The following is a 17871-nucleotide window of genomic DNA, read 5'->3' on the forward strand; positions in this document are numbered from 1 at the left end:
GCGCGCGAACGACCCGGCGAGGCGTCGGGGGTGCCGCGTCGTGAGGATCGGCGAACTGGCGCGGGCGACCGGCGTCAGCGTCCGCGCGCTGCGCCACTACGAGCAGGAGGGGCTGATCCGGCCCGCGCGCGGCGGCAACGGCTACCGCGACTTCGACGACGGTGCGGTCGAGGCGGTCCGGCCGATCCGCGGCCTGATCGAGGCCGGCCTGCCGACCCGGCTCATCCGCGAGATCCTGCCCTACCTCGACAGCCCGACGGACCTGCCGCCGCAGGTGCCCTGCACGCACATGATCTAGCAGGTGACCCGGCAGCGGGACCAGCTCGACCGCCGTATCGGGTGCCTGACCCGCGACCGCGACGCCCTGGGCGCCTACCTGCGGGTCGCCCGGACGGCCGCCGGCCTCGCCGGGGACTGTGCGGACGCCGGATGCGCCGCACCGGCCGGCGAGCCGGTCCCGGCCCGGTCGGAGGTGAGCGTTCGACCCTGAGCCGGATGGAGGAGGCGGCCCGGGCATACCGGACAGTCGCCGAGCGGACGTGCAACGCGGCCGAACGCGCCTTCCTGTCCGGGCGGGCGGCCTCGGCGTACCCCGGCGGATAGCGCCCCAACGGCGGCGAGGGCCCGCGGGGGACGTCCGGTCCGGCGCACGACGTTCCGGCGGCCCGCGGTCCGGCGCGTTTCCGGTGCGGCGGGCCGGGAACGCGGGTTGCCCGCCAGTGCGACGCCCGGCGCGTCGCCCGAGGAACGGACGCCGACCGCCCATGACGTACCGTCCGGCAGTTGCCACCACGGTGCCCGACCTGGCCGCCCTCACCCTCGGTGTGGAGGAGGAGTACCTGCTGCTCGACCCGCGCACCGGGGAGAGCCTCCCGGTCGCCGACCGGGTGCTCGCCGCCCTGTCCGGCGCCGCCCGGGACCAGAGCCGCCAGGAGTTCCGGCACAGCATGGTGGAGATGGTCACGCCGGTCACCGCCGACCTGGCGGAGTTGCGCGCCCACCTCGTGGCGCTGCGCCGCTCTGCCGCCGACGCGGCCCGCGGCGCCGGGGCCCGGCTCGTCGCCGTGGGCGCCACGCCAGTGCACGAGCCGCACCGGACGGTGCCGGACAAACCGCGCTACCACGCCATGTCCCGGCGTTTCGGCCCGGTCGCGCACGATCCGGCCGTCTGCGGCTGCCACGTCCACGTCGGGATGCCCGACCGGGAACTGGCCGTCCAGGTCTGCAACCACCTGCGTCCCTGGCTGCCGGTGGTGCAGGCGATCACCGCGAACTCGCCGCTGCACGACGGCCGCGACACGGGGCACGCCAGTTGGCGTTCGATGCAGCTGGAACGCTGGCCCAGCATCGGCCCGACCCCGCACTTCGAGTCGGCCGCCGACTACGACGCGACGGTCGACGAACTGATCGGCGCGGGGATCATGCTCGACGCGGCGATGGTCTACTGGTACGCGCGCCCGTCGGCCGCGTACCCCACCGTCGAGATCCGGGTGGGCGACGTGTGCCCGGGGGTGGACGACGCGGTGCTGGTCGCGGGGCTGGTCCGGGCGCTCGTCGCGACGCTGGCCGACGACGTCCGGGCCGGGGTCGCCGCTCCCCGCATCCGGGACTGCCTGGTCTCCGCCGCGCACTGGCGGGCCGCCCACGACGGCCTGGAGGGCGACCTGATCGACCTGCGCTCGGGCGGTGCCCGCCGGGCCTGGGACCTGGTCGACGATCTCGTCGCCACCGTCTCGCCGGCCCTGGCGCGCCACGGCGACCTGGACTACGTACGCGACCAACTGGCCCGGGTGCGCCGGGACGGCAACGGCGCCACCCGACAGCGCCGCGTCATGGCGAGCACCGACAACGACGTGCGCGCCGTCCTGGACCACCTCGCCGTCGAGACCCTCGCCTGCTGAGCACCCCGCGCCCCGCCCGGGCGGCCCCAGGTCGGTCCGGGCGCCCTCGGGCGGAGGCGGCGGTCCGGGCGGGGCCGGTCGGCGGATGCCGGGGGCCGGAGCAGGGGCGGGTCAGCGGATGTCGTGGGACTGGAGCCAGAGTTCCAGCAGGCCGAGCTGCCAGAGCTTGTTGCTGCCGGCGGCGGCCTGGGCCCGGTCCGGCTCGGCGAGCAGCTCGTCGACGTACTCGCGGCGGAACAGGGCGCGCTCGCGCGCGGCGGGCGCGGCGAGGGCCTCGGTGACGAGCCGCCGGACCGGGCCGTCGACGTTGCGCAGCGCCGGCACCGGGAAGTAGCCCTTCGGCCGGTCGACCACCTCGGCCGGCAGCACCTCCCGGGCGATCTCCTTGAGCACGCCCTTGCCGCCGTCGGCCACCTTGTGCCCGGGCGGGCAGGCCGCGGCGAGGGCGACCAGGTCCTGGTCCAGGAACGGGGTGCGCACCTCCAGCCCCCACGCCATGCTCATGCTGTCCACCCGCTTCACCGGGTCGTCGGGGAGCATCAGGTGGGTGTCCAGGCGCAGCACCGCGTCCAGCGCGGTGTCCGCGCCGGGCCCGGCCAGGTGCGCGGCGAGCAGCTCCCGGCTGGCGTCGCGGTCGCAGGCGTACGCGGGGCTGACCACCCGGCTCAGCTCGGCGTGGTCCCGGTCGAAGAACGCTTCGGCGAAGGCGTCCGCCGCGCCGTCGCGGGGCACCCGGGCCAGCGGTTGGTGGTAGCCGTAGCCGGCGAAGACCTCGTCGGCGCCCTGGCCGGACTGGGCCACCTTGACGTGCCGGGCCACCTGCTCGGACAGCAGGTGGAAGGCGACCACGTCGTGGCTGCCCATCGGCTCGGTCATCGCCTGGACGGTCCGGCGTACCGCCGGGACGAGGTCGTCGTCGGGGAGCTGGATGCGGTGGTGGTCGGTGCCGAAGGCGCGCGCCACCAGGTCGGAGTAGTGGAACTCGTCGCCGGCCTCGTCGCCGCGGCTGTCGAAGCCGATGCTGAACGTCTGCAGGTGGTGCTGCCCGGCCTCGGCGAGCAGCGCCACGATCATGCTGGAGTCCAGGCCGCCGGAGAGCAGGACCCCGACGGGGACGTCGGCGACGAGCCGCCGCCGTACCGCCGTGCGCAGCGCGTCCCCGACCGCGGCCCGCCAGTCCCGCGCGTCCATGCCGGCGTGGGCGGGGTCCCGGACGTAGTCCGGCTGCCAGTAGACGTGCTCGCGGCTGCGCCCGTCCGCCTCGACGACGCGCAGGGTGGCCGGGGGCAGTTTGCGCACGCCGCGCAGGACGGTCCGGGGCGCCGGCACGATCGAGTGCCAGGAGAGGTAGTGGTGCAGCGCCACCGGGTCGATCGAGGTGTCGACGTCGCCGGCGCGCAGCAGCGCCGGCAGGGTGGAGGCGAACCGGAGCCGGCCGGGCGACTCCGCGAGGTAGAGCGGCTTGATGCCGAGCCGGTCCCGGGCCAGCACCAGGCGTCGCCGCGGCCGGTCCACCAGCACGACGGCGAACATGCCGACCAGGTGGTCGACGAAGCGCTCGCCCCACTGCGCGTACGCCACCAGGATCACCTCGGTGTCGCTGGTGGAGTGGAACGTGTGCCCGGCCTCCCGCAGCTCCTCGCGGAGCTGGGGGTAGTTGTAGACGCAGCCGTTGAAGACCAGCGCCAGGCCGAGGTCCTCGCGCAGCATGGGCTGCGAGCCCGCCTCGGACAGGTCGATGATGGTGAGCCGGCGGTGCCCGAGGGTCACCCAGCCGTCGCTCCAGAGGCCCTCGCCGTCCGGGCCCCGGGACCGCATCGCCTCGGCCATCCGGGTCACCGCGTCGGCGTCCGGCGTCGCCCCGTCGAACCTCGCCTCGCCACTGATGCCGCACATCGTCAGCGACCACCCGACTTGCGGCGTACCGGACCCACCGTCACCACTCCCGTCGGCCTCACAGGTGCCGGACCACCCGCTCGCGGGGGCCCGGTCCCGTCCGCAGGACGGGGCGGCTCGGCTACCCGGCGCCGGCCGCGTCAAACCCGGACGGCGCCCCGGTTGCGGGCGTCGGCCGGTGCCGGGTCGTGGGCGGCCGGTCAGTCGCGCAGCGTACGCAGGATGCGGGCGAGTTGTTCCCGGTCGGCCGGTGCGAGGCTCCCGAAGAGGTCCTCGGCGGCGCCGCGGCGGGCGGCGTCGATGGCCGCGCCGGTGCGCGTACCGTGCTCGGTCGGCGCGACCAGGGTGGCGCGCCGGTCCGCCGGGTCGGGCCGGCGCCGCACCAGACCGCGCGCCTCGAGGTCGTCCACGACCTCGGTGGCTGAGCGCGGGGCGATGCGGAGGTGCTCGGCGAGCGCGCTGAGCCGCAGCTCGCCGTGCCGGATCAGCACCTGGAGCGCCCGGGACTGGCCGGGTGTGACCTCCCAGGGCGCGAGCGCCTCCCGGGTGCGGTGGCGCAGCCGCCGGGTCACCGCCCAGAACGCGTCGGCGAGCCCGTCCGCCACGCCCTCCGCGTCTCCGGTCACGGGAATACGGTAGCAGCAGGTGCCGTTGTTTCCTCATGTTGAGGCAACCTCAGCATCCCTACGTGAGGAATCGACTCTTGGAACCCACCCCCGTCGGCCGCGACCGCGGCCCCCGCAAGGTCAGCGCTGCCGAGAAGGCCCAGGCCCGTCAGGTGTCGCTGCGGCGCGTCGGCGCGCTCTTCACCCGGCACCGTGGCCCGCTCGCCGCGGTCACCGCGATCATCGTGGTGTCCTCGGTGCTCGCCATGGCATCGCCCTTCCTGCTCCGCGCGGTGATCGACCGGGCCCTGCCGGAGCGCGACCTGGCCCTGCTGGTCTGGCTCGTGGCCGGCATGGTCGCGGTCGCCGCCGTCACCTCGGTGCTCGGCGTGGCGCAGACCTGGATCTCGACCCGGGTCGGGCAGCAGGTCATGCACCGGCTGCGCACCGACGTCTTCACCCACCTGCAACGGCAGTCGCTGGCGTTCTTCACCCGCACCCGCACCGGCGAGGTGCAGTCCCGGATCACCAACGACATCGGCGGCATGCAGAGCGTCGTCACCTCGACCGCGACCTCGATCGCGTCCAACCTGACCACCGTGGTGGCCACGGCGGTGGCGATGGTCGTCCTTTCCTGGCGGCTCTCGCTGGTCTCCCTCGTGGTGCTGCCACCGGCCATCTGGCTGACCCGCCGGGTCGCCCACCTGCGCCGCGAGATCACCGCGCGCCGCCAGCGCGAGCTCGCCGACCTCAACGTCACCGTCGAGGAGGGGCTGTTGGTCAGCGGCGTGCACCTGGCCAAGACCCTCGGCACCGGCCCGGTGCTCGCCGCGCGTTTCGCCGCCTCGTCGGCCCGCCTGGTCGACCTGGAGCTGCGCTCCGAGTTGGCCGGCCGCTGGCGGATGGCCTCGATGAACGTCGTCTTCGCCGCCATCCCGGCGGTCATCTACCTCAGCGCCGGCCTGCCCGGCGCCGCCGGCACGCTCAGCATCGGCACCCTGGTCGCCTTCACCGCGTTGCAGGGCGGCCTGTTCCGGCCGCTGATGGGCCTGCTCAACGTGGGCGTCTCCGTGACCGCCTCGCTGGCCCTGTTCGCGCGGATCTTCGAGTACCTCGACCTGCCCGTCGAGGTGGCCGACCCCGCCGACCCGGTCGACGTCGACCCCCGCCGGGTCCGCGGCGACCTGCGCTTCACGGACGTCACCTTCAGCTACCCGGGCAGCGACACCGCCGCCGTCGCCGGGATCACCCTCGACGTGCCGGCCGGCACCGGGCTGGCCCTGGTCGGCGAGACCGGCTCCGGCAAGAGCACCCTGGCCGCGCTGGTCAGCCGCCTGTACGACCCGACCAGCGGCCGGATCACCGTCGACGGCGTCGACCTGCGCGACCTGCGCCTGGCCGACCTGGCGGCGATCGTCGGCGTGGTCAGCCAGGAGACCTACCTGCTGCACACCACCGTGCGGGAGAACCTGCGCTACGCCCGCCCCGAGGCCACCGACGCCGAGATCGAGGCCGCGGCCCGCGCCGCCCAGATCCACGACCTGATCGCCGGCCTGCCCGACGGGTACGACACGGTCGTCGGCTCGCGGGGCCACCGCTTCTCCGGCGGCGAGAAGCAGCGCCTCGCCATCGCCCGTACGCTGCTGCGCGACCCGCGCGTCCTGATCCTCGACGAGGCCACGAGCGCGCTGGACACCGACACCGAGCGTGCCGTGCAGCGGGCGTTCGACGAGGTGGCCCGCGGCCGGACCACCATCACCATCGCCCACCGGCTCTCCACCGTGCGGGGCGCGGACCAGATCGCCGTGCTCGACCACGGCCGGATTGTCGAGTCGGGCGACCACGACAGTCTGCTGGAGCGCGCCGGCCGCTACGCCACCCTCGCCGCCTGACGGCGGTCGCCGCGATCCTCGCCGCGTGACGGCAGTCGCCGCCATTTTCACCGCCCGACCGCGGCCGACGCCGGCGGCGGTGTGCCAGCCACCCTCCCCGGGCTGCCGGACCGACGCGCGGACGATCACAATCATCCGGTGCAGCGGCGGGGGTGGAGACGGGGCCTGCTCGTCGTCGTGGCCGCCGTCGCGACGGGCGGGACCGCCTGGGTCTGGCTGCGGTACGACTTCGAGAAGGTCAACTGGACCTGGGGCGTGATCGCGGGCGTCATCGGCGTCTACGTGGTGCTCGACCAGATCCTCACCAACCGGCAGGCCGCCTCGGGCGCGGCGGCGGTGCACCGCCGGGCGGCCGCGGACGAGCTCCTCGAACTGGTGCGGCGCGAGCCGACCGACGAGGCCCTGCTGCGGGCGGTCGACGAGCCGTACCCGCTCCCGGTGACCTGGCACACCGCCCCGGAACGGCTGCTGCGTCCTGGCGGGCCATCGGCCGGTCCAGCGACGCCGGCCCGATGGACCTCTCCGGCCGCCACGGGGCACTGTGGAGCCGCTACCGCGGCATCCCGTCCGGACGCCTGCTGGTGCTGGGGCCGCCCGGATCCGGCAAGTCCATCATCGCGCTGCGGATGGCGCGGGAGCTGCCGCCGCACCGGGACGCCGACGCGCCCGTACCCGTGCTGCTGCCCGTCGGCTCGTGGGATCCGACCGCCGAGACGTTCCACGACTGGCTGGTGGACCGGCTCGCCCGGCGCTACACACCGCTCGCGCCCAGTCATCCGCGCCGGGTGGCGGTGCTGCGGGACCTCGTGGAGACGGATCTCGTCGTGCCGGTCCTCGACGGGCTGGACGAGGTGCCCGAGGAGCAGGTGACCGCCTGTCTGGAGGAACTCAACCAGCTGCCGACGCAACGCTTCGTGCTGACCTGCCGGACCTCGGTCTACGAGAAGCACCTCGTCCAGGGTGAGAAGGTGCGTGGCGCGGCGGTGGTGGTCATCGACCCGTTGGCCCCGGACGACGTGGCGGAGTACCTCGTCGACGCCGCGCCCCTGCACCAGGCCGAGAGCTGGACCACCGTGGCGGCGCGGATCGGCGGCGACGCGGAGCTGAGCGGGGCGCTGTCCACGCCGCTGATGGTGGCGATGGCCCGGAGCGCGTTCGACCAGCCGGGCACCGATCCGCGCGACCTCGTGCCACTGGCGGCCAGCCGGGGACGCGGCTCCGTGGAGGACGAGTTGCTGTCCCGTGCGGTCGACGCCGCGCTGCGGTCCCGCCGGGGCGCCCAGGGACTGCGCCGGTGGGAGCCGGCGAGGGCCCGCCGGTACCTGGCCTTCCTCGCCGCGCACCTGGAGTCGCTGGACGTGCGGGAGTTCCGCTGGTGGCAGTTGCCGTCGGCGCTGCCCCGGCTGTTCTGGGCCGCCGTCGACGGTCTGCGTACCGGCCTGGCGGTCTGGCTGACCCTCGCCCTGGCGGGGGAGGGGCTCAGGTCGGTGGCCGCGGTGGTGACCGATCCGAGGACCGACGAGCTGCTCACCGCGCTCGCGGCGCATCCCGCGGACCTGGCGGTGGCGGCCGCGGCCGTGGCCGTGGCGGCCGCCGCGCTGGGCATTGGCGGCCGGGAGCCGGGCAGCCGCCCGTCCCGGGCGGTGTTCGTCGGCGGGTGGGGCGCGCTCCGCGAGGGGGCGCTCGACGGGCTGTTCCGGGGCGTGTTCTGGGGCTTCCTGACCTGGTTCGTGCTGTGGCTGTTCACCCCGCCGCCCGCGCTGGCCGCCCAGCTCGACCGGCTGCCCGGGCTGACGGGGTGGCCGGTCGAGGTGCGGGCCGCGGTCGTGCTCGGCGTCGCCTGGCTCGTCCTCGTCGCGCTCCGGTCCGCCCTGCGGATCGACTTCGCGGCCCCGGCCGCGGAACTCGGGGCCACCGGCGTGGTCGAGACCGTCCGGGCCGACCGCGCGGCGACGATCGCGTCGGTGGTGCCGGCCGTCGTCACCGCGCTCGCCGGAGTGCTGGGCGGCGTCGCGGTCCTGTGGGTGACCGGTCTGCTGCCCCGGATGCCACCGCCGCGGGCCCTCGGCTACGCCGGGGTGGGCCTGGGGGTGGGCTGGTGGGTGCACACGCGCGGGGGCGGCGCGTGGGTGCGGTTCTGCGTGGCCCGGCTCGTGCTCGCGGCGCGCGGGCACCTGCCGCACCGCCTGCTGGCGTTCCTCGACCATGCCGAGACGGTCGGCCTGGTGCGGCACGGCGCCGGCGCGTACCGGTTCCGGCACGGCCGCGTGCAGGGCAGGCTGGCGGCCGGCTCGCTGGCGGGGCGGCGGGGCAGCCGGCTGCGGGAGGAGTTCGGCGTCGAGCTGGCCCGGGCCGGGTACTGGTCGGAGGCGCTCGGCGTGTTCGCCGCCGTCACGCGGGCCCGCGCGGCGAGCGTCGGGCCGGCCGACGACCGGACGCTGACGTCGCTGCGCAGGGCGTTGCTGGTGGGCGCGGCGGCCCGTGAGTGGGCCGGCTGGCGGAGCTGCTGGCCCCGGTGCCGGTGCCGCTCGCGCCCGTCGAGGGAACCCCGCTGTGGGAGCAGCGCCGGCGGATCGCCGACCTGGTCGCCGGCGGGGCGCCGCTGGCGGAGCTGCGGACCGCCGGCGACGAGTTGGTCCGCGCCGAGGACCGGGCGGGCCGGCCGGTGGTCGCCACGAGGGAGTTCCTGGCGGTCGTCCGCTACGCCGAGGGCGACGTCGACGCGGCCCGGGCGGACCTGGGGCGACTGGTCGTGGCGGACAGCGCCGGCGACGCCCAGGGCCACCCGGCGCCTGTCGGCGCGGGGCTGCTGGCCCGGACCATCCTCGACGCGGACGGAGACGTGGCCGCGGTCGTCGCCATCTGCCACGAGCAACTGCTGTTGGCCGACGACCGCGGCGACCCGACCGACCCGCTGGTGCTCGCGCAGACCTGGGGCTGGTCGGTGGCGGTGATGCGGCGGGTCGTCGACGAGCGGGCGGAGCTGCGCGACCGGGTCCGTGCCGCGCTCGCCGCGCAGCGGGCCCGCGCCCGGCGCATCCAGCTGACCCGGCGGGAGCTGGCGGAGATCGGCTTGCAGGCCTGCCACGCGGTGATCGGCCATCCGACGCTGGGGGCGCTCGCGGTGGCTGCGGCCCGCAGGCTCGCCGACGTGCTGGACGCCCCGGAGATCGTGGCGCGGACGGTGCGCCGCGGCGCACCGATGTGGCACGACGACTGAGCCGCCGGCGCCGGCCCTATCGTCTCAAAATCATCTCGTAATCCGTCTCATTATTGCGCCGACGCGGCGTCGAGGTGGCGGTAGACGGTGGCCCGCGAGACGCCCAGGGCGGCCGCGATCTCGTCCGCCGAGTGGCTGCCCTCGGCATGCATCCGCCGGGCCGTCTCCACCTGCTCCGGGCTCATCGCCCGCGGCCGGCCGGGCCGGCGCCGGCCCCTCGACGCGCCACCGTCCGCGGGCGCGCCGGCGCCCGACGGCGGCACGCCGTCCAGCAGGCGGTGCATGCCGTCGAGCATGTCGGCGCGCAGCACCTCGTCCGGCACGTCGGTGAAGAAGACCACCGGGTCGCTGCACGCCGCGACCGCCTGCACCGCCCGGACCCGCTCCCGCCGGCCGGCGTCCGGCCCGGCGATGAGGTCGTTGGCCCGCATCGCGATCCCCATCAGACGGTGGTACGTGTCCCCGCGCGTGATGAGGGCGATGTCGTGGAAGAGCATGCCGAGCGGGCGGCGGTGGGCCAGCATGGTGTCCACCCAGCCCTCCAGCACCACCCGGCGGGCCCGCTCGGCCGGTAGCCCGCCGGCCCGGTCCAGAAGCGCCTCCAGGTCGGCGAGCAGCGGCTCGACCAGGGCCGCGAGCAGGTGCTCCTTGGCGGGGAAGTGGTAGAGGATCGCGGCCTTGGTCAGCCGCAGCCGCTCACCGATCTGGCGCAGCGAGGTGCGCTGGTAGCCGTGTTCGGCGAACAGGTCGAGCGCGGCGCGCAGGATCCGGGTCCGCGTGTCGTCGGGTGCGTCGACGGTCATGCCGGCAAGGGTAGCCGCGTCTGACCGGTGGGAGGCAGCACTGTTGATCCGCCTGACCGGCGGTCAGTACAGTGGGGGTGGTCTGCACCGCCAGCGGCAGGAGGGGTCATGCCCGTCATCTCCATCGACAACCTGGTCAAGACGTTCGGCAGCGTCCGGGCGCTCGACGGACTGGACCTGCGGGTCGAGGCGGGGGAGGTGCACGGCTTCCTCGGCCCCAACGGCTCCGGCAAGTCCACCACCATCCGCATCCTGCTCGGCCTGCTGCGCCGCGACGCGGGCGACGTGCGGGTCTTCGACGCCGACCCGTGGCGGGAGGCGGTCGCCCTGCACCGCCGGCTGGCGTACGTCCCCGGCGACGTGAACCTGTGGCCGAACCTCTCCGGCGGCGAGGCCATCGACCTGTTCGGCGAGCTGCGCGGCGGGCTCGACCGGCGCCGCCGCGCCGCCCTGCTGGAGCGCTTCGACCTCGACCCGACACGCAAGTGCCGCACCTACTCCAAGGGCAACCGGCAGAAGGTGGCCATCGTCGCGGCCTTCGCCTCGAACGTCGAGTTCTACGTGCTCGACGAGCCCACCTCCGGGCTCGACCCGCTGATGGAGGCCGTGTTCCAGGACGAGGTCCGCCAGCTCAAGCGCGACGGCGCCACAGTGCTGCTCTCCAGCCACGTGCTGGCCGAGGTCGAGGCGCTCTGCGACCGGGTCAGCATCATCCGCGAGGGCCGCACCGTCGAGTCCGGCACCCTCACCGAGCTGCGCCACCTCACGCGTACGGCGGTGACGGTGGAGACCGCCCGGCCGGCGACCGGCCTGGCGGACCTGCCCGGCGTCCACGAGGTGCGCGAGGTCGACGGGCGCACCCACCTGGAGGTCGAGCCCGCCCACCTCGACGAGCTGCTCGGGCACCTCGTCCGCTTCGGGGTCCGCGCCCTCACCAGCGCCCCGCCCACCCTGGAGGAGCTGTTCCTGCGCCACTACGGCGACGAGCGCGCCGCCGTCGCCGCGCGACCGTCCGGACCACTGACGGACCGGGACGACCACCACCGGGCGGGCGCCGACCGGCAGGCGGACGCCCGATGAGCGCGTTCACCGGCACCGGGCGGCTCGCCCGGCTCGTGCTGCGCCGCGACCGGGTCCGGCTCGCCGTCTGGGTGCTCGGCACGCCCCTGCTCGGCTACGCCCTCGCCGGCAGCGTCAAGGGCTTCTACCCGGACGGGGCGGCCCGGGTCGGGTACGCCACCACGTCGGCGTCCAGCCTGGTCGCCCGCGCGTTCAACGGGCCGATCGCCGGCACCGACCTCGGCGCGGTGGTGGTCGCCGAGTCGTACGTCACGCTGGCCCTGCTCGCCGCGCTGCTGAGCACCTTCGCGGTGGTCCGGCACACCCGGCAGAACGAGGAGACCGGCCGGGCGGAGCTGCTCGGCGCCTCCGCCGTCGGCCGGTACGCGCTGCTCACCGCCGCCCTGCTGGTCGTCGTCGCGGCGAACGTGCTGGCCGCGGCCCTGCTCGCCGTCGCCCTGGCCGGCGCCGGGCTGCCGCTCGCCGGGTCCGTCGCCGCGGCGGCCGCCGTCGGCGGGGTCGGCGTGGCCTTCACCGGGGTCGCCGCCGTCACCGCCCAGATCCCCGTCACGTCCCGGGGCGCGAACGCGCTGGCCGCCGCCGCCGTCGGGATCGCCTTCCTGCTCCGCGCCGCGGGCGACGTGCTGGGCGAGCAGACCGACGGCGGCACGCGGGTGGTCAGCGCCTGGCCGTCCTGGCTCTCCCCGCTCGGCTGGGGCAACCAGGTCCGCGCGTTCGGCGGCGAACGGTGGTGGACGCTGGCGCTGCCCGTCGCGCTGCTGGCCGCCGGCGTGGCGCTCGCCTACGCCCTCGCCGAGCGGCGGGACGTCGGCGCCGGGCTGGTCGCGCCCCGGCGGGGGCCGGCGACGGCCGCGCCCCGGCTGCTCAGCCCCGCCGGGCTGGCCTGGCGGTTGCAGCGCGGCGCGCTGCTCGGCTGGGCGATCGGGGTGGCGGTGCTCGGGTTCTCGATGGGCATCGCCGGCGACGAGTTCAACGCCATGATCGAGGAGAACCCGGCCGCCGCCGAGGCGATCAGCGCGATGGGCGGCGGCGCGAGACTGATCGACGCGTACCTGGCGGCGATGCTGGGGCTGTTCGCGCTGACCATCGGGGCGTACGTCGTGCAGGCGCTGCTGCGCACGCGCGGCGACGAAACCGACGGCGTGTTGGAGGCGGTGCTGGCCACGGCGGTGAGTCGCACCCGCTGGCTGACCACCCAGGTGGTCGCCGCGACGCTCGGCGCGCTCGCCCTGGTGTTGCTGGGCGGCCTCGCCACCGGGCTGGGCTACGGCGTCGTGACCGGGGACCCCCTCGGCCAGGCGGCGGAGCTGGGCGGGGCGGCGCTGGTGCGACTGCCGGCCCTGCTGGTGGTGGCCGGGGTGGTGACGGCGCTGTTCGGGCTGCTGCCGCGTTGGTCGGTGGCGCTGTCCTGGGTGGCGCTGATCGGGTTCCTGCTGCTCGGGCAGCTCGGCGCGGTGCTCGACCTGCCGCAGGCGGCGCTGAACCTGTCGCCGTACACCCACGTGCCCTCGGCGCCGGCGGTCGACCCGGCGGCGCTGCCGCTCGTCGTGCTGACCGCGATCGCGGCGGCGCTGCTCGCGGCCGGCCTGACCGGCTTCCGCCGCCGCGACGTCCCGAGCTGACCCGGCCGCGCCCGCGCTGCGCGGCCCACCCGGCCGACGCCGCGCGTCGGGCACCGGCGGGTCGCGTCGGGTCGCGTCGGGTACGCGTCGGGGTCCGCAACTTCGGGGAAATAGTTGTCTCGCGGGCTGTCGGAGGCCGCTATCTCCCCGAAGTTGCGCGCAGCACGGGATGGACGCGGATCACCAGCACATGCGTCGTCCGTCCTGGCCGCCACTTCTGATCGAGGCCGTTCCGAGGGTCGCAGGAAGGCGGTCGGACGTCCTTCGGCGGCCCGCGCTCCACGGCCGACCTGCGGTCGATCCGGCGTGACGGGTAGCCGACAGTGGCGACGTACGTGCACCGTGTGTGTCACACCGGCGCGGGAAGCTGGGTGCCCGACCCCTGGGAGGTGCCCCATGCCGCATGTGAGGTCGCACGTCCGCCGCAACGGAGCCCGGGTGCGGGCCCACTACCGCAGGCGGCGGCCCGCCCGCGGCGCAAGGCCCGCGCGGCGTGGCCGTTGGGGGAGCCACTCGGGGAACGGCTGGGTTCTCGCCCTCGGCGGGGCGGCCGTCGTCGCCGTCGTCCTGATCGTCGAGTTCGTCGAGCAGCACCCCTACTGGTCGGCTCTCTCGGCCGTCGTCGCCGTCGGGGTCGCCGCCGTCCTGGTGTCGGTCCGGGCCAGGCAGGTGGCACGTCGGCGGGCCCAGCAGGCCGAGCGTGACCGGGCCGTCGCGGTGACCGACGCGATGACCGGGGCGGAGTTCGAGCAGTGGTTCGCGAGGCTGCTCGAAGCGTCCGGGTTCCGGCACGTCCGGGTGCGGGGCGGCGCCGGGGACCGGGGAGCGGACGTCACGGCGATCGCTCCGGACGGCCGGCGCGCCGTGGTGCAGTGCAAGCGGCAGAGCCCCACGAACCGGGTGGGCAGCGCCGCCATCCAGCGGTTCGCCGGCACCTGCCGCCAGGTGCACGGCGGCGAGCTGTGCATGATCGTCACCAACGGGTTCTTCACCGCCGGTGACGGCGTGCGGCTCGCTCGACAGCTCGGCATCGTGCTGGTCGACCGGCGCGTGCTGGAGACCTGGGCCTGGACGCGTACGCCGCCCCCCATCCTGGGCGGGTGAGCGGGACGGGCGGCCCGGGCCCCGCACCCGAGGCGGGCGGGCCCCCCGGCCCTTGCCACCGGCTGGCAGGCTCGCAGCCATGGGAAGCGTCACCGCGCAGTTGCCCGCCCTCATCGGCGTGCTGATCGGCACCATCGGCACGATCGTCGCCACCTCCGTCGCCGACCGCACCCGGTGGAAGCGGAACCAGTCCGTTCGCTGGGACGACCGGCGGCTCGACGCCTACATCGAGTTCGCGCGGGTGATCAAGGAGATCCACGCCGTCGCCGTGCGCATGCTCGCCGATGAGCGACCCCACTCGCGCGGGCACCGGATGGACCGGGAGGAAGGCCTTGCCCGCCTGGCCGACGCGGACGTCCGGCACACGCTGGCCTGGGAGAGCGTCCTGCTACTCGGGGACGCCTCGACGGTGTCGGCGGCCCGCGACTGGCGGGACGCCGTGTGGCGGATCGAGCGGGCGGCCCGCGGGCTCACCGAGGGAGACGACCACGCCGACCTGCTGCACCGGGCCAACGAGGCGCGCGACCACTTCTACCGCGCCGCCCGGTCCGGCCTCGGCGTCCGTGGCGGTTCTGTCGCCCAGGCGACGGTGCTGGAAGCGAGGCTTGACGAGATCCGGGCGAGCGGGGCGTCGCGGCGGACGCCGGAGACCTCCGCACAGGCTTGACCCTCGGGGTTTGCCTTGGTGCGAAGGGCGAGCGGCGGGTCGGCGCCCGCTGTTCGGTGCCGGCCTGATCCCTGGGCGGCACGGCGACCGGCGGCGGCGCTGGCGGCGGCCGGTCCCGCCGTGGCCCGCCCGAACGGGTGGCGGGTACGGCAACGGCCGCCCCGCCGCCGGCCACGGGATCACCTTCACCCGACGTCAGCCGGGGTAGCGGGTCCGCCAGTAGGGATCGGTCGGGGGGAAGTACTCGCCTCCCGAAGGGCTGTCCACCAGCTCGGTGACGAGGTCGCGGGCCAGTGTGTCAGCCGTCCAGGCCAACTCCAACCGGGACAGCCAGTCGACGGGGAGCGCGTCCGGCCCGTGCGCCGTACCCAGCAGGGCGCCGGCCACCGTCGCGGCGTGGCCGCCGTCACCGGCCGAGGCGGCGAACGACAGGGCCTCGCGCACCGTCTCCCGCCCCGGGAAGCAGGCGACGGCATAGACCCCACCGGCCAGCGCGGAAGCCGCCCTCGCGTCGGGTGCGAGGCGGGTCAGCTCGCCCAGCGCGGCGGGGCCCGACCCGGCGGCGGCCAGGGCAGGAGCCAGGGACCGCTCCGCCGTCTCGGGCCAATCCCCGGGGTCACGCACCACGCTCTCCAGGGCCGCCACGAGTTGACCTCCCGCGGCGAGGAGACGAACCACCGCCCCAGCCAGCCCGGCCGCGCCCACGGCGTCACCCGCGTGCGTGAGGGCGGCCATCTCCGCCGCATCGCACGGGTAGAGGCTGACCGGTAGGGTCCGGGTGAGTGCGTGCGCCCCGGTGCTCGTGCCGTTGGGATCGTCGATCGTGCCGATCTTCCGCCGTTGCAGTGCCGCCACCGTCGCCGGCGCCGATCCGCGCCGCTCCGCCAGCGCCGGCACCTTCGCCAGCCAGCCCGCCGGCCGATGGCCTTCGCCGCTGACCTCGAAGCCGGGGATGCCCTGGATCGCAGCCCAGCCCCGGTACGACTCCCACACCATGCTCGGCGGGTGACAGATGCCCCGGTGCCTGTGGCGGACGTGGGCGCGGATCAGGCCGTCGACGGTGAAGCAGGCGAGCTGCCCGGCGCTGGTCGCCCGCAGCGGCCCGGACGCCGGCACCCTGCCGCCCGTCGCGCCGACGGCATCACCGAGCATCAGCCCGAGGACGCAGCCCCGAGCGGTCGCGAACTGCTTTGCCTTCACCTTGGTCACTTCGGGAAGCATAGGAGCGGGTGTCACGGTCTGCCGCAGCCTGGCATCTCACGGCACCGCTTGACCTTGACACAGTGACAAGGCCTTCACTGTGACCGAGGAGGTGGTCCGACAACCATGTCGAAACAGGACACGGATGCGATTCGAGCTCTCCAGGCGCTGGAGCACAGCAGCTCGTCAGTGCGGCTGCGGGCAGCGCTGGCGGTCGGCACGACCCCAGACCCGCGGTTCATCGACAAGCTCATCGAACGATGCGCGATCGAACCCGAATTCTACGTGCGCGAAATGCTCACGTGGGCACTCACCCGGCACCCGGCATCCATGACGGTTCCCAAGCTCGTCGACGAACTTCGCTCGGAGCGGGCGCGGGCACGAAGCCAGGCGTTGCACACGCTGTCCAAGATCGGGGATCGGCAGGCGTGGCCGGCGATCACCCGGGCGCTGCTGGCCGACGCCGACGACGAGGTGGCGCGGAGCGCGTGGCGAGCAGCGACCGTACTCGTGCCCGAGGGTGAGGAACCGGAGTTGGCCGGAGTGCTGGCGACACAGCTCGGGCGCGGCGAGCGTGAGACGCAGTTGAGCCTCAGCCGGGCGCTGATCGCGCTCGGTGAGGTGATCATGCCGATCCTGCGCGCCGCGACGACGGATCCCGACCCGCATGTGCGTCAGCACGCGATCGCCACCGAACGGCTGTTGCGCGACCCGGATGCCGGATTCGAGTTCGCCATCGAGGAGGCCAAGCGCATCGTGGCCCTCGGCAGGACCAGCCAGGAGGGATGAGAGGCAGTGTTGATCGGTGAGGTGGCACGACGGTCCGGGGTCAGCGCCCGCATGCTCAGGCACTACGACTCCCTCGGCCTGGTGCGACCGACGGGCCGTACCAGTGCCGGCTATCGCGAGTACTCCAGCGAGGACATCCAGCGAATCTTCCATATCGAGAGCCTGCGGTCGCTGGGGCTGTCGCTGCGTGACGTCAGGCGCGCGCTCGATGATCCCGGCTTCACGCCCTCGGAACTCGTCGACGACCTCATCCGCCGGACGCGAGAGCGCATTGCGGCTGAGACGGAGTTGCTCACCCGACTCCGTCGGATCGGTGCCGCGGAACCCGCCGCCTGGGAGGACGTCCTCCAGATCGTCGCGCTACTGCAGGCGTTGGGGTCGGAGAGCGCCGGGAAGCGTCAGCGCGCGGCCCTGTCCTCGGTCGAAGAGGTTCCGGTGCCGGTGGAAGCACTGGTCGATGCGGCGTTGAGCGAGACGGACCCGAACGTCGCCGGAGCCCTTCGATGGGCTCTGGCGCGATCGGGCGACGGCGGACTGGCGCTGCTGGCCGAGGGCCTCCGCTCAGCCGCGGCCGAGGTGCGGAAACGTGCCGTCCAGGCCATCGCCGAGATCCCGAACGGGCAGGCGACCGCACTGCTGCAGGAGGCCCTCGCGAACTCCGACATCGTGGTCCGCAGGCATGCGGCTCTGGCGCTCGGGGCACGTGGCGAAGCCGACGCGATCCCGACGCTCATCGACATGGTCGTCGAGGAGGCGAATGACGTCGACGCAGCCGATGCGTTGAGCGCGCTGGCGAGTGATCCCGCGTTGGCGGACCAGATCGCTACCAGGCTCGTCGACCGCCTCGCCCACAGCGCCGTTCACCCGTCTGCACGTCGACGGCTGACACAGGCGCTCGCGGACATCCCGGGGACCACGGCGTCACGTGCCCTCGCAGATCTGTCGCGTGACGAAGACCGCGCCGTCGCGCTCACCGCGGCGTACGTCCTCAAGCTACGCAGCGCGCGGTGACGAGCTCTCGGCGGTCGGTTCCGTCGACGCGGCGAAGCTTGGCGTGGCCGCCACTCCAGGCTCCGCTCGGGCGGAGGGGCA

At 74.9% G+C, this 17871-nt stretch carries 16 protein-coding genes; 12 read left to right on the forward strand and 4 right to left on the reverse strand.

The features are described from left to right. The first annotated feature begins 40 nt into the window (after positions 1-40). The 3 genes from ACGF7U_RS20330 to ACGF7U_RS20340 all read left to right on the forward strand — a co-directional run bounded on the left by ACGF7U_RS20330 (position 41) and on the right by ACGF7U_RS20340 (position 1901). Complete coding sequence (locus tag ACGF7U_RS20330; RefSeq protein ID WP_393108760.1) at positions 41-298, forward strand: MerR family transcriptional regulator; 258 nt, start codon at positions 41-43, stop codon at positions 296-298. Between the two features lie 3 nt (positions 299-301). After that, positions 302-490, forward strand: coding sequence for a hypothetical protein (locus ACGF7U_RS20335; protein WP_393108762.1), 189 nt, complete (start codon positions 302-304; stop codon positions 488-490). A 274-nt stretch (positions 491-764) separates the two neighbouring features. Continuing rightward, positions 765-1901, forward strand: a complete 1137-nt coding sequence (locus ACGF7U_RS20340) for a glutamate--cysteine ligase (protein WP_393108764.1) — start codon at positions 765-767, stop codon at positions 1899-1901. 111 nt (positions 1902-2012) lie between these two features. Here the strand turns inward: ACGF7U_RS20340 and ACGF7U_RS20345 are convergent, their stop codons facing one another. Both ACGF7U_RS20345 and ACGF7U_RS20350 read right to left on the reverse strand, forming a co-directional pair. Then, positions 2013-3797, reverse strand: coding sequence for an N-acetylglutaminylglutamine amidotransferase (locus ACGF7U_RS20345; protein ID WP_393108766.1), 1785 nt, complete (start codon positions 3795-3797; stop codon positions 2013-2015). A 200-nt stretch (positions 3798-3997) separates the two neighbouring features. Beyond that, the gene (locus ACGF7U_RS20350) at positions 3998-4423 is read right to left on the reverse strand and encodes a MarR family winged helix-turn-helix transcriptional regulator (RefSeq protein ID WP_393108768.1); all 426 of its coding nucleotides are present in this window, start codon (positions 4421-4423) and stop codon (positions 3998-4000) included. A 77-nt stretch (positions 4424-4500) separates the two neighbouring features. Between ACGF7U_RS20350 and ACGF7U_RS20355 the strand changes: the two genes are divergently transcribed. The 3 genes from ACGF7U_RS20355 (at position 4501) to ACGF7U_RS20365 (ending at position 9514) form a co-directional block, all read left to right on the forward strand. Continuing rightward, on the forward strand, positions 4501-6294 hold the full coding sequence (locus ACGF7U_RS20355) for an ABC transporter ATP-binding protein (RefSeq protein ID WP_393109208.1): 1794 nt from the start codon (positions 4501-4503) through the stop codon (positions 6292-6294). A gap of 512 nt (positions 6295-6806) precedes the next feature. Further along, positions 6807-9248 carry an NACHT domain-containing protein gene (locus tag ACGF7U_RS20360; RefSeq protein WP_393108770.1) on the forward strand — a complete coding sequence of 814 codons (2442 nt, stop codon included), beginning with the start codon at positions 6807-6809 and terminating at the stop codon, positions 9246-9248. Further along, positions 9176-9514 carry a hypothetical protein gene (locus ACGF7U_RS20365; protein WP_393108772.1) on the forward strand — a complete coding sequence of 113 codons (339 nt, stop codon included), beginning with the start codon at positions 9176-9178 and terminating at the stop codon, positions 9512-9514. The genes ACGF7U_RS20360 and ACGF7U_RS20365 overlap by 73 nt, the downstream gene beginning before the upstream one ends. 50 nt (positions 9515-9564) lie before the next feature. Here ACGF7U_RS20365 and ACGF7U_RS20370 read toward each other — a convergent pair whose 3' ends face one another. Further along, a complete protein-coding gene (locus tag ACGF7U_RS20370; RefSeq protein ID WP_393108774.1) occupies positions 9565-10317 on the reverse strand; it encodes a TetR family transcriptional regulator in 753 nt (250 codons plus the stop codon). Positions 10318-10425: 108 nt separating this feature from the next. Here ACGF7U_RS20370 and ACGF7U_RS20375 point away from each other — a divergent pair, with 108 nt between their 5' ends. The 4 genes from ACGF7U_RS20375 (at position 10426) to ACGF7U_RS20390 (ending at position 14790) form a co-directional block, all read left to right on the forward strand. Further along, the gene (locus ACGF7U_RS20375; protein ID WP_393108776.1) at positions 10426-11397 is read left to right on the forward strand and encodes an ATP-binding cassette domain-containing protein; all 972 of its coding nucleotides are present in this window, start codon (positions 10426-10428) and stop codon (positions 11395-11397) included. Beyond that, positions 11394-13019 (forward strand): ABC transporter permease, encoded by a 1626-nt coding sequence (locus ACGF7U_RS20380; RefSeq protein WP_393108778.1) that lies wholly within the window; start codon positions 11394-11396, stop codon positions 13017-13019. Before ACGF7U_RS20375 ends, ACGF7U_RS20380 begins: the two co-directional genes overlap by 4 nt. Positions 13020-13415: 396 nt before the next feature. Continuing rightward, positions 13416-14123, forward strand: coding sequence for a restriction endonuclease (locus ACGF7U_RS20385; RefSeq protein ID WP_393108780.1), 708 nt, complete (start codon positions 13416-13418; stop codon positions 14121-14123). Positions 14124-14202: 79 nt separating this feature from the next. Continuing rightward, on the forward strand, positions 14203-14790 hold the full coding sequence (locus tag ACGF7U_RS20390) for a hypothetical protein (RefSeq protein WP_393108782.1): 588 nt from the start codon (positions 14203-14205) through the stop codon (positions 14788-14790). Between the two features lie 195 nt (positions 14791-14985). On the opposite strand, the gene ACGF7U_RS20395 is transcribed toward ACGF7U_RS20390, so the two are convergent. After that, positions 14986-15999 (reverse strand): ADP-ribosylglycohydrolase family protein, encoded by a 1014-nt coding sequence (locus ACGF7U_RS20395; RefSeq protein ID WP_393108784.1) that lies wholly within the window; start codon positions 15997-15999, stop codon positions 14986-14988. A 117-nt stretch (positions 16000-16116) separates the two neighbouring features. Between ACGF7U_RS20395 and ACGF7U_RS20400 the strand changes: the two genes are divergently transcribed. Together ACGF7U_RS20400 and ACGF7U_RS20405 are read left to right on the forward strand one after the other, a co-directional pair. Further along, complete coding sequence (locus ACGF7U_RS20400) at positions 16117-16779, forward strand: HEAT repeat domain-containing protein (RefSeq protein WP_393108786.1); 663 nt, start codon at positions 16117-16119, stop codon at positions 16777-16779. A gap of 6 nt (positions 16780-16785) precedes the next feature. After that, positions 16786-17790 (forward strand): HEAT repeat domain-containing protein, encoded by a 1005-nt coding sequence (locus tag ACGF7U_RS20405; RefSeq protein WP_393108788.1) that lies wholly within the window; start codon positions 16786-16788, stop codon positions 17788-17790. Positions 17791-17871 lie beyond the last annotated feature (81 nt).

It is taken from the genome of Micromonospora sp. NPDC047670, assembly GCF_043204915.1.
Lineage (GTDB): Bacteria > Actinomycetota > Actinomycetes > Mycobacteriales > Micromonosporaceae > Micromonospora.

Coding starts and splice junctions, on each gene's coding strand:
- ACGF7U_RS20340 (WP_393108764.1), top strand. CDS start 765: ATGACGTACCGTCCGGCAGTTGCCACCACGGTGCCCGACCTGGCCGCC.
- ACGF7U_RS20345 (WP_393108766.1), bottom strand. CDS start 3,797: ATGTGCGGCATCAGTGGCGAGGCGAGGTTCGACGGGGCGACGCCGGAC.
- ACGF7U_RS20360 (WP_393108770.1), top strand. CDS start 6,807: ATGGACCTCTCCGGCCGCCACGGGGCACTGTGGAGCCGCTACCGCGGC.
- ACGF7U_RS20370 (WP_393108774.1), bottom strand. CDS start 10,317: ATGACCGTCGACGCACCCGACGACACGCGGACCCGGATCCTGCGCGCC.
- ACGF7U_RS20375 (WP_393108776.1), top strand. CDS start 10,426: ATGCCCGTCATCTCCATCGACAACCTGGTCAAGACGTTCGGCAGCGTC.
- ACGF7U_RS20380 (WP_393108778.1), top strand. CDS start 11,394: ATGAGCGCGTTCACCGGCACCGGGCGGCTCGCCCGGCTCGTGCTGCGC.
- ACGF7U_RS20385 (WP_393108780.1), top strand. CDS start 13,416: ATGCCGCATGTGAGGTCGCACGTCCGCCGCAACGGAGCCCGGGTGCGG.
- ACGF7U_RS20390 (WP_393108782.1), top strand. CDS start 14,203: ATGGGAAGCGTCACCGCGCAGTTGCCCGCCCTCATCGGCGTGCTGATC.
- ACGF7U_RS20400 (WP_393108786.1), top strand. CDS start 16,117: ATGTCGAAACAGGACACGGATGCGATTCGAGCTCTCCAGGCGCTGGAG.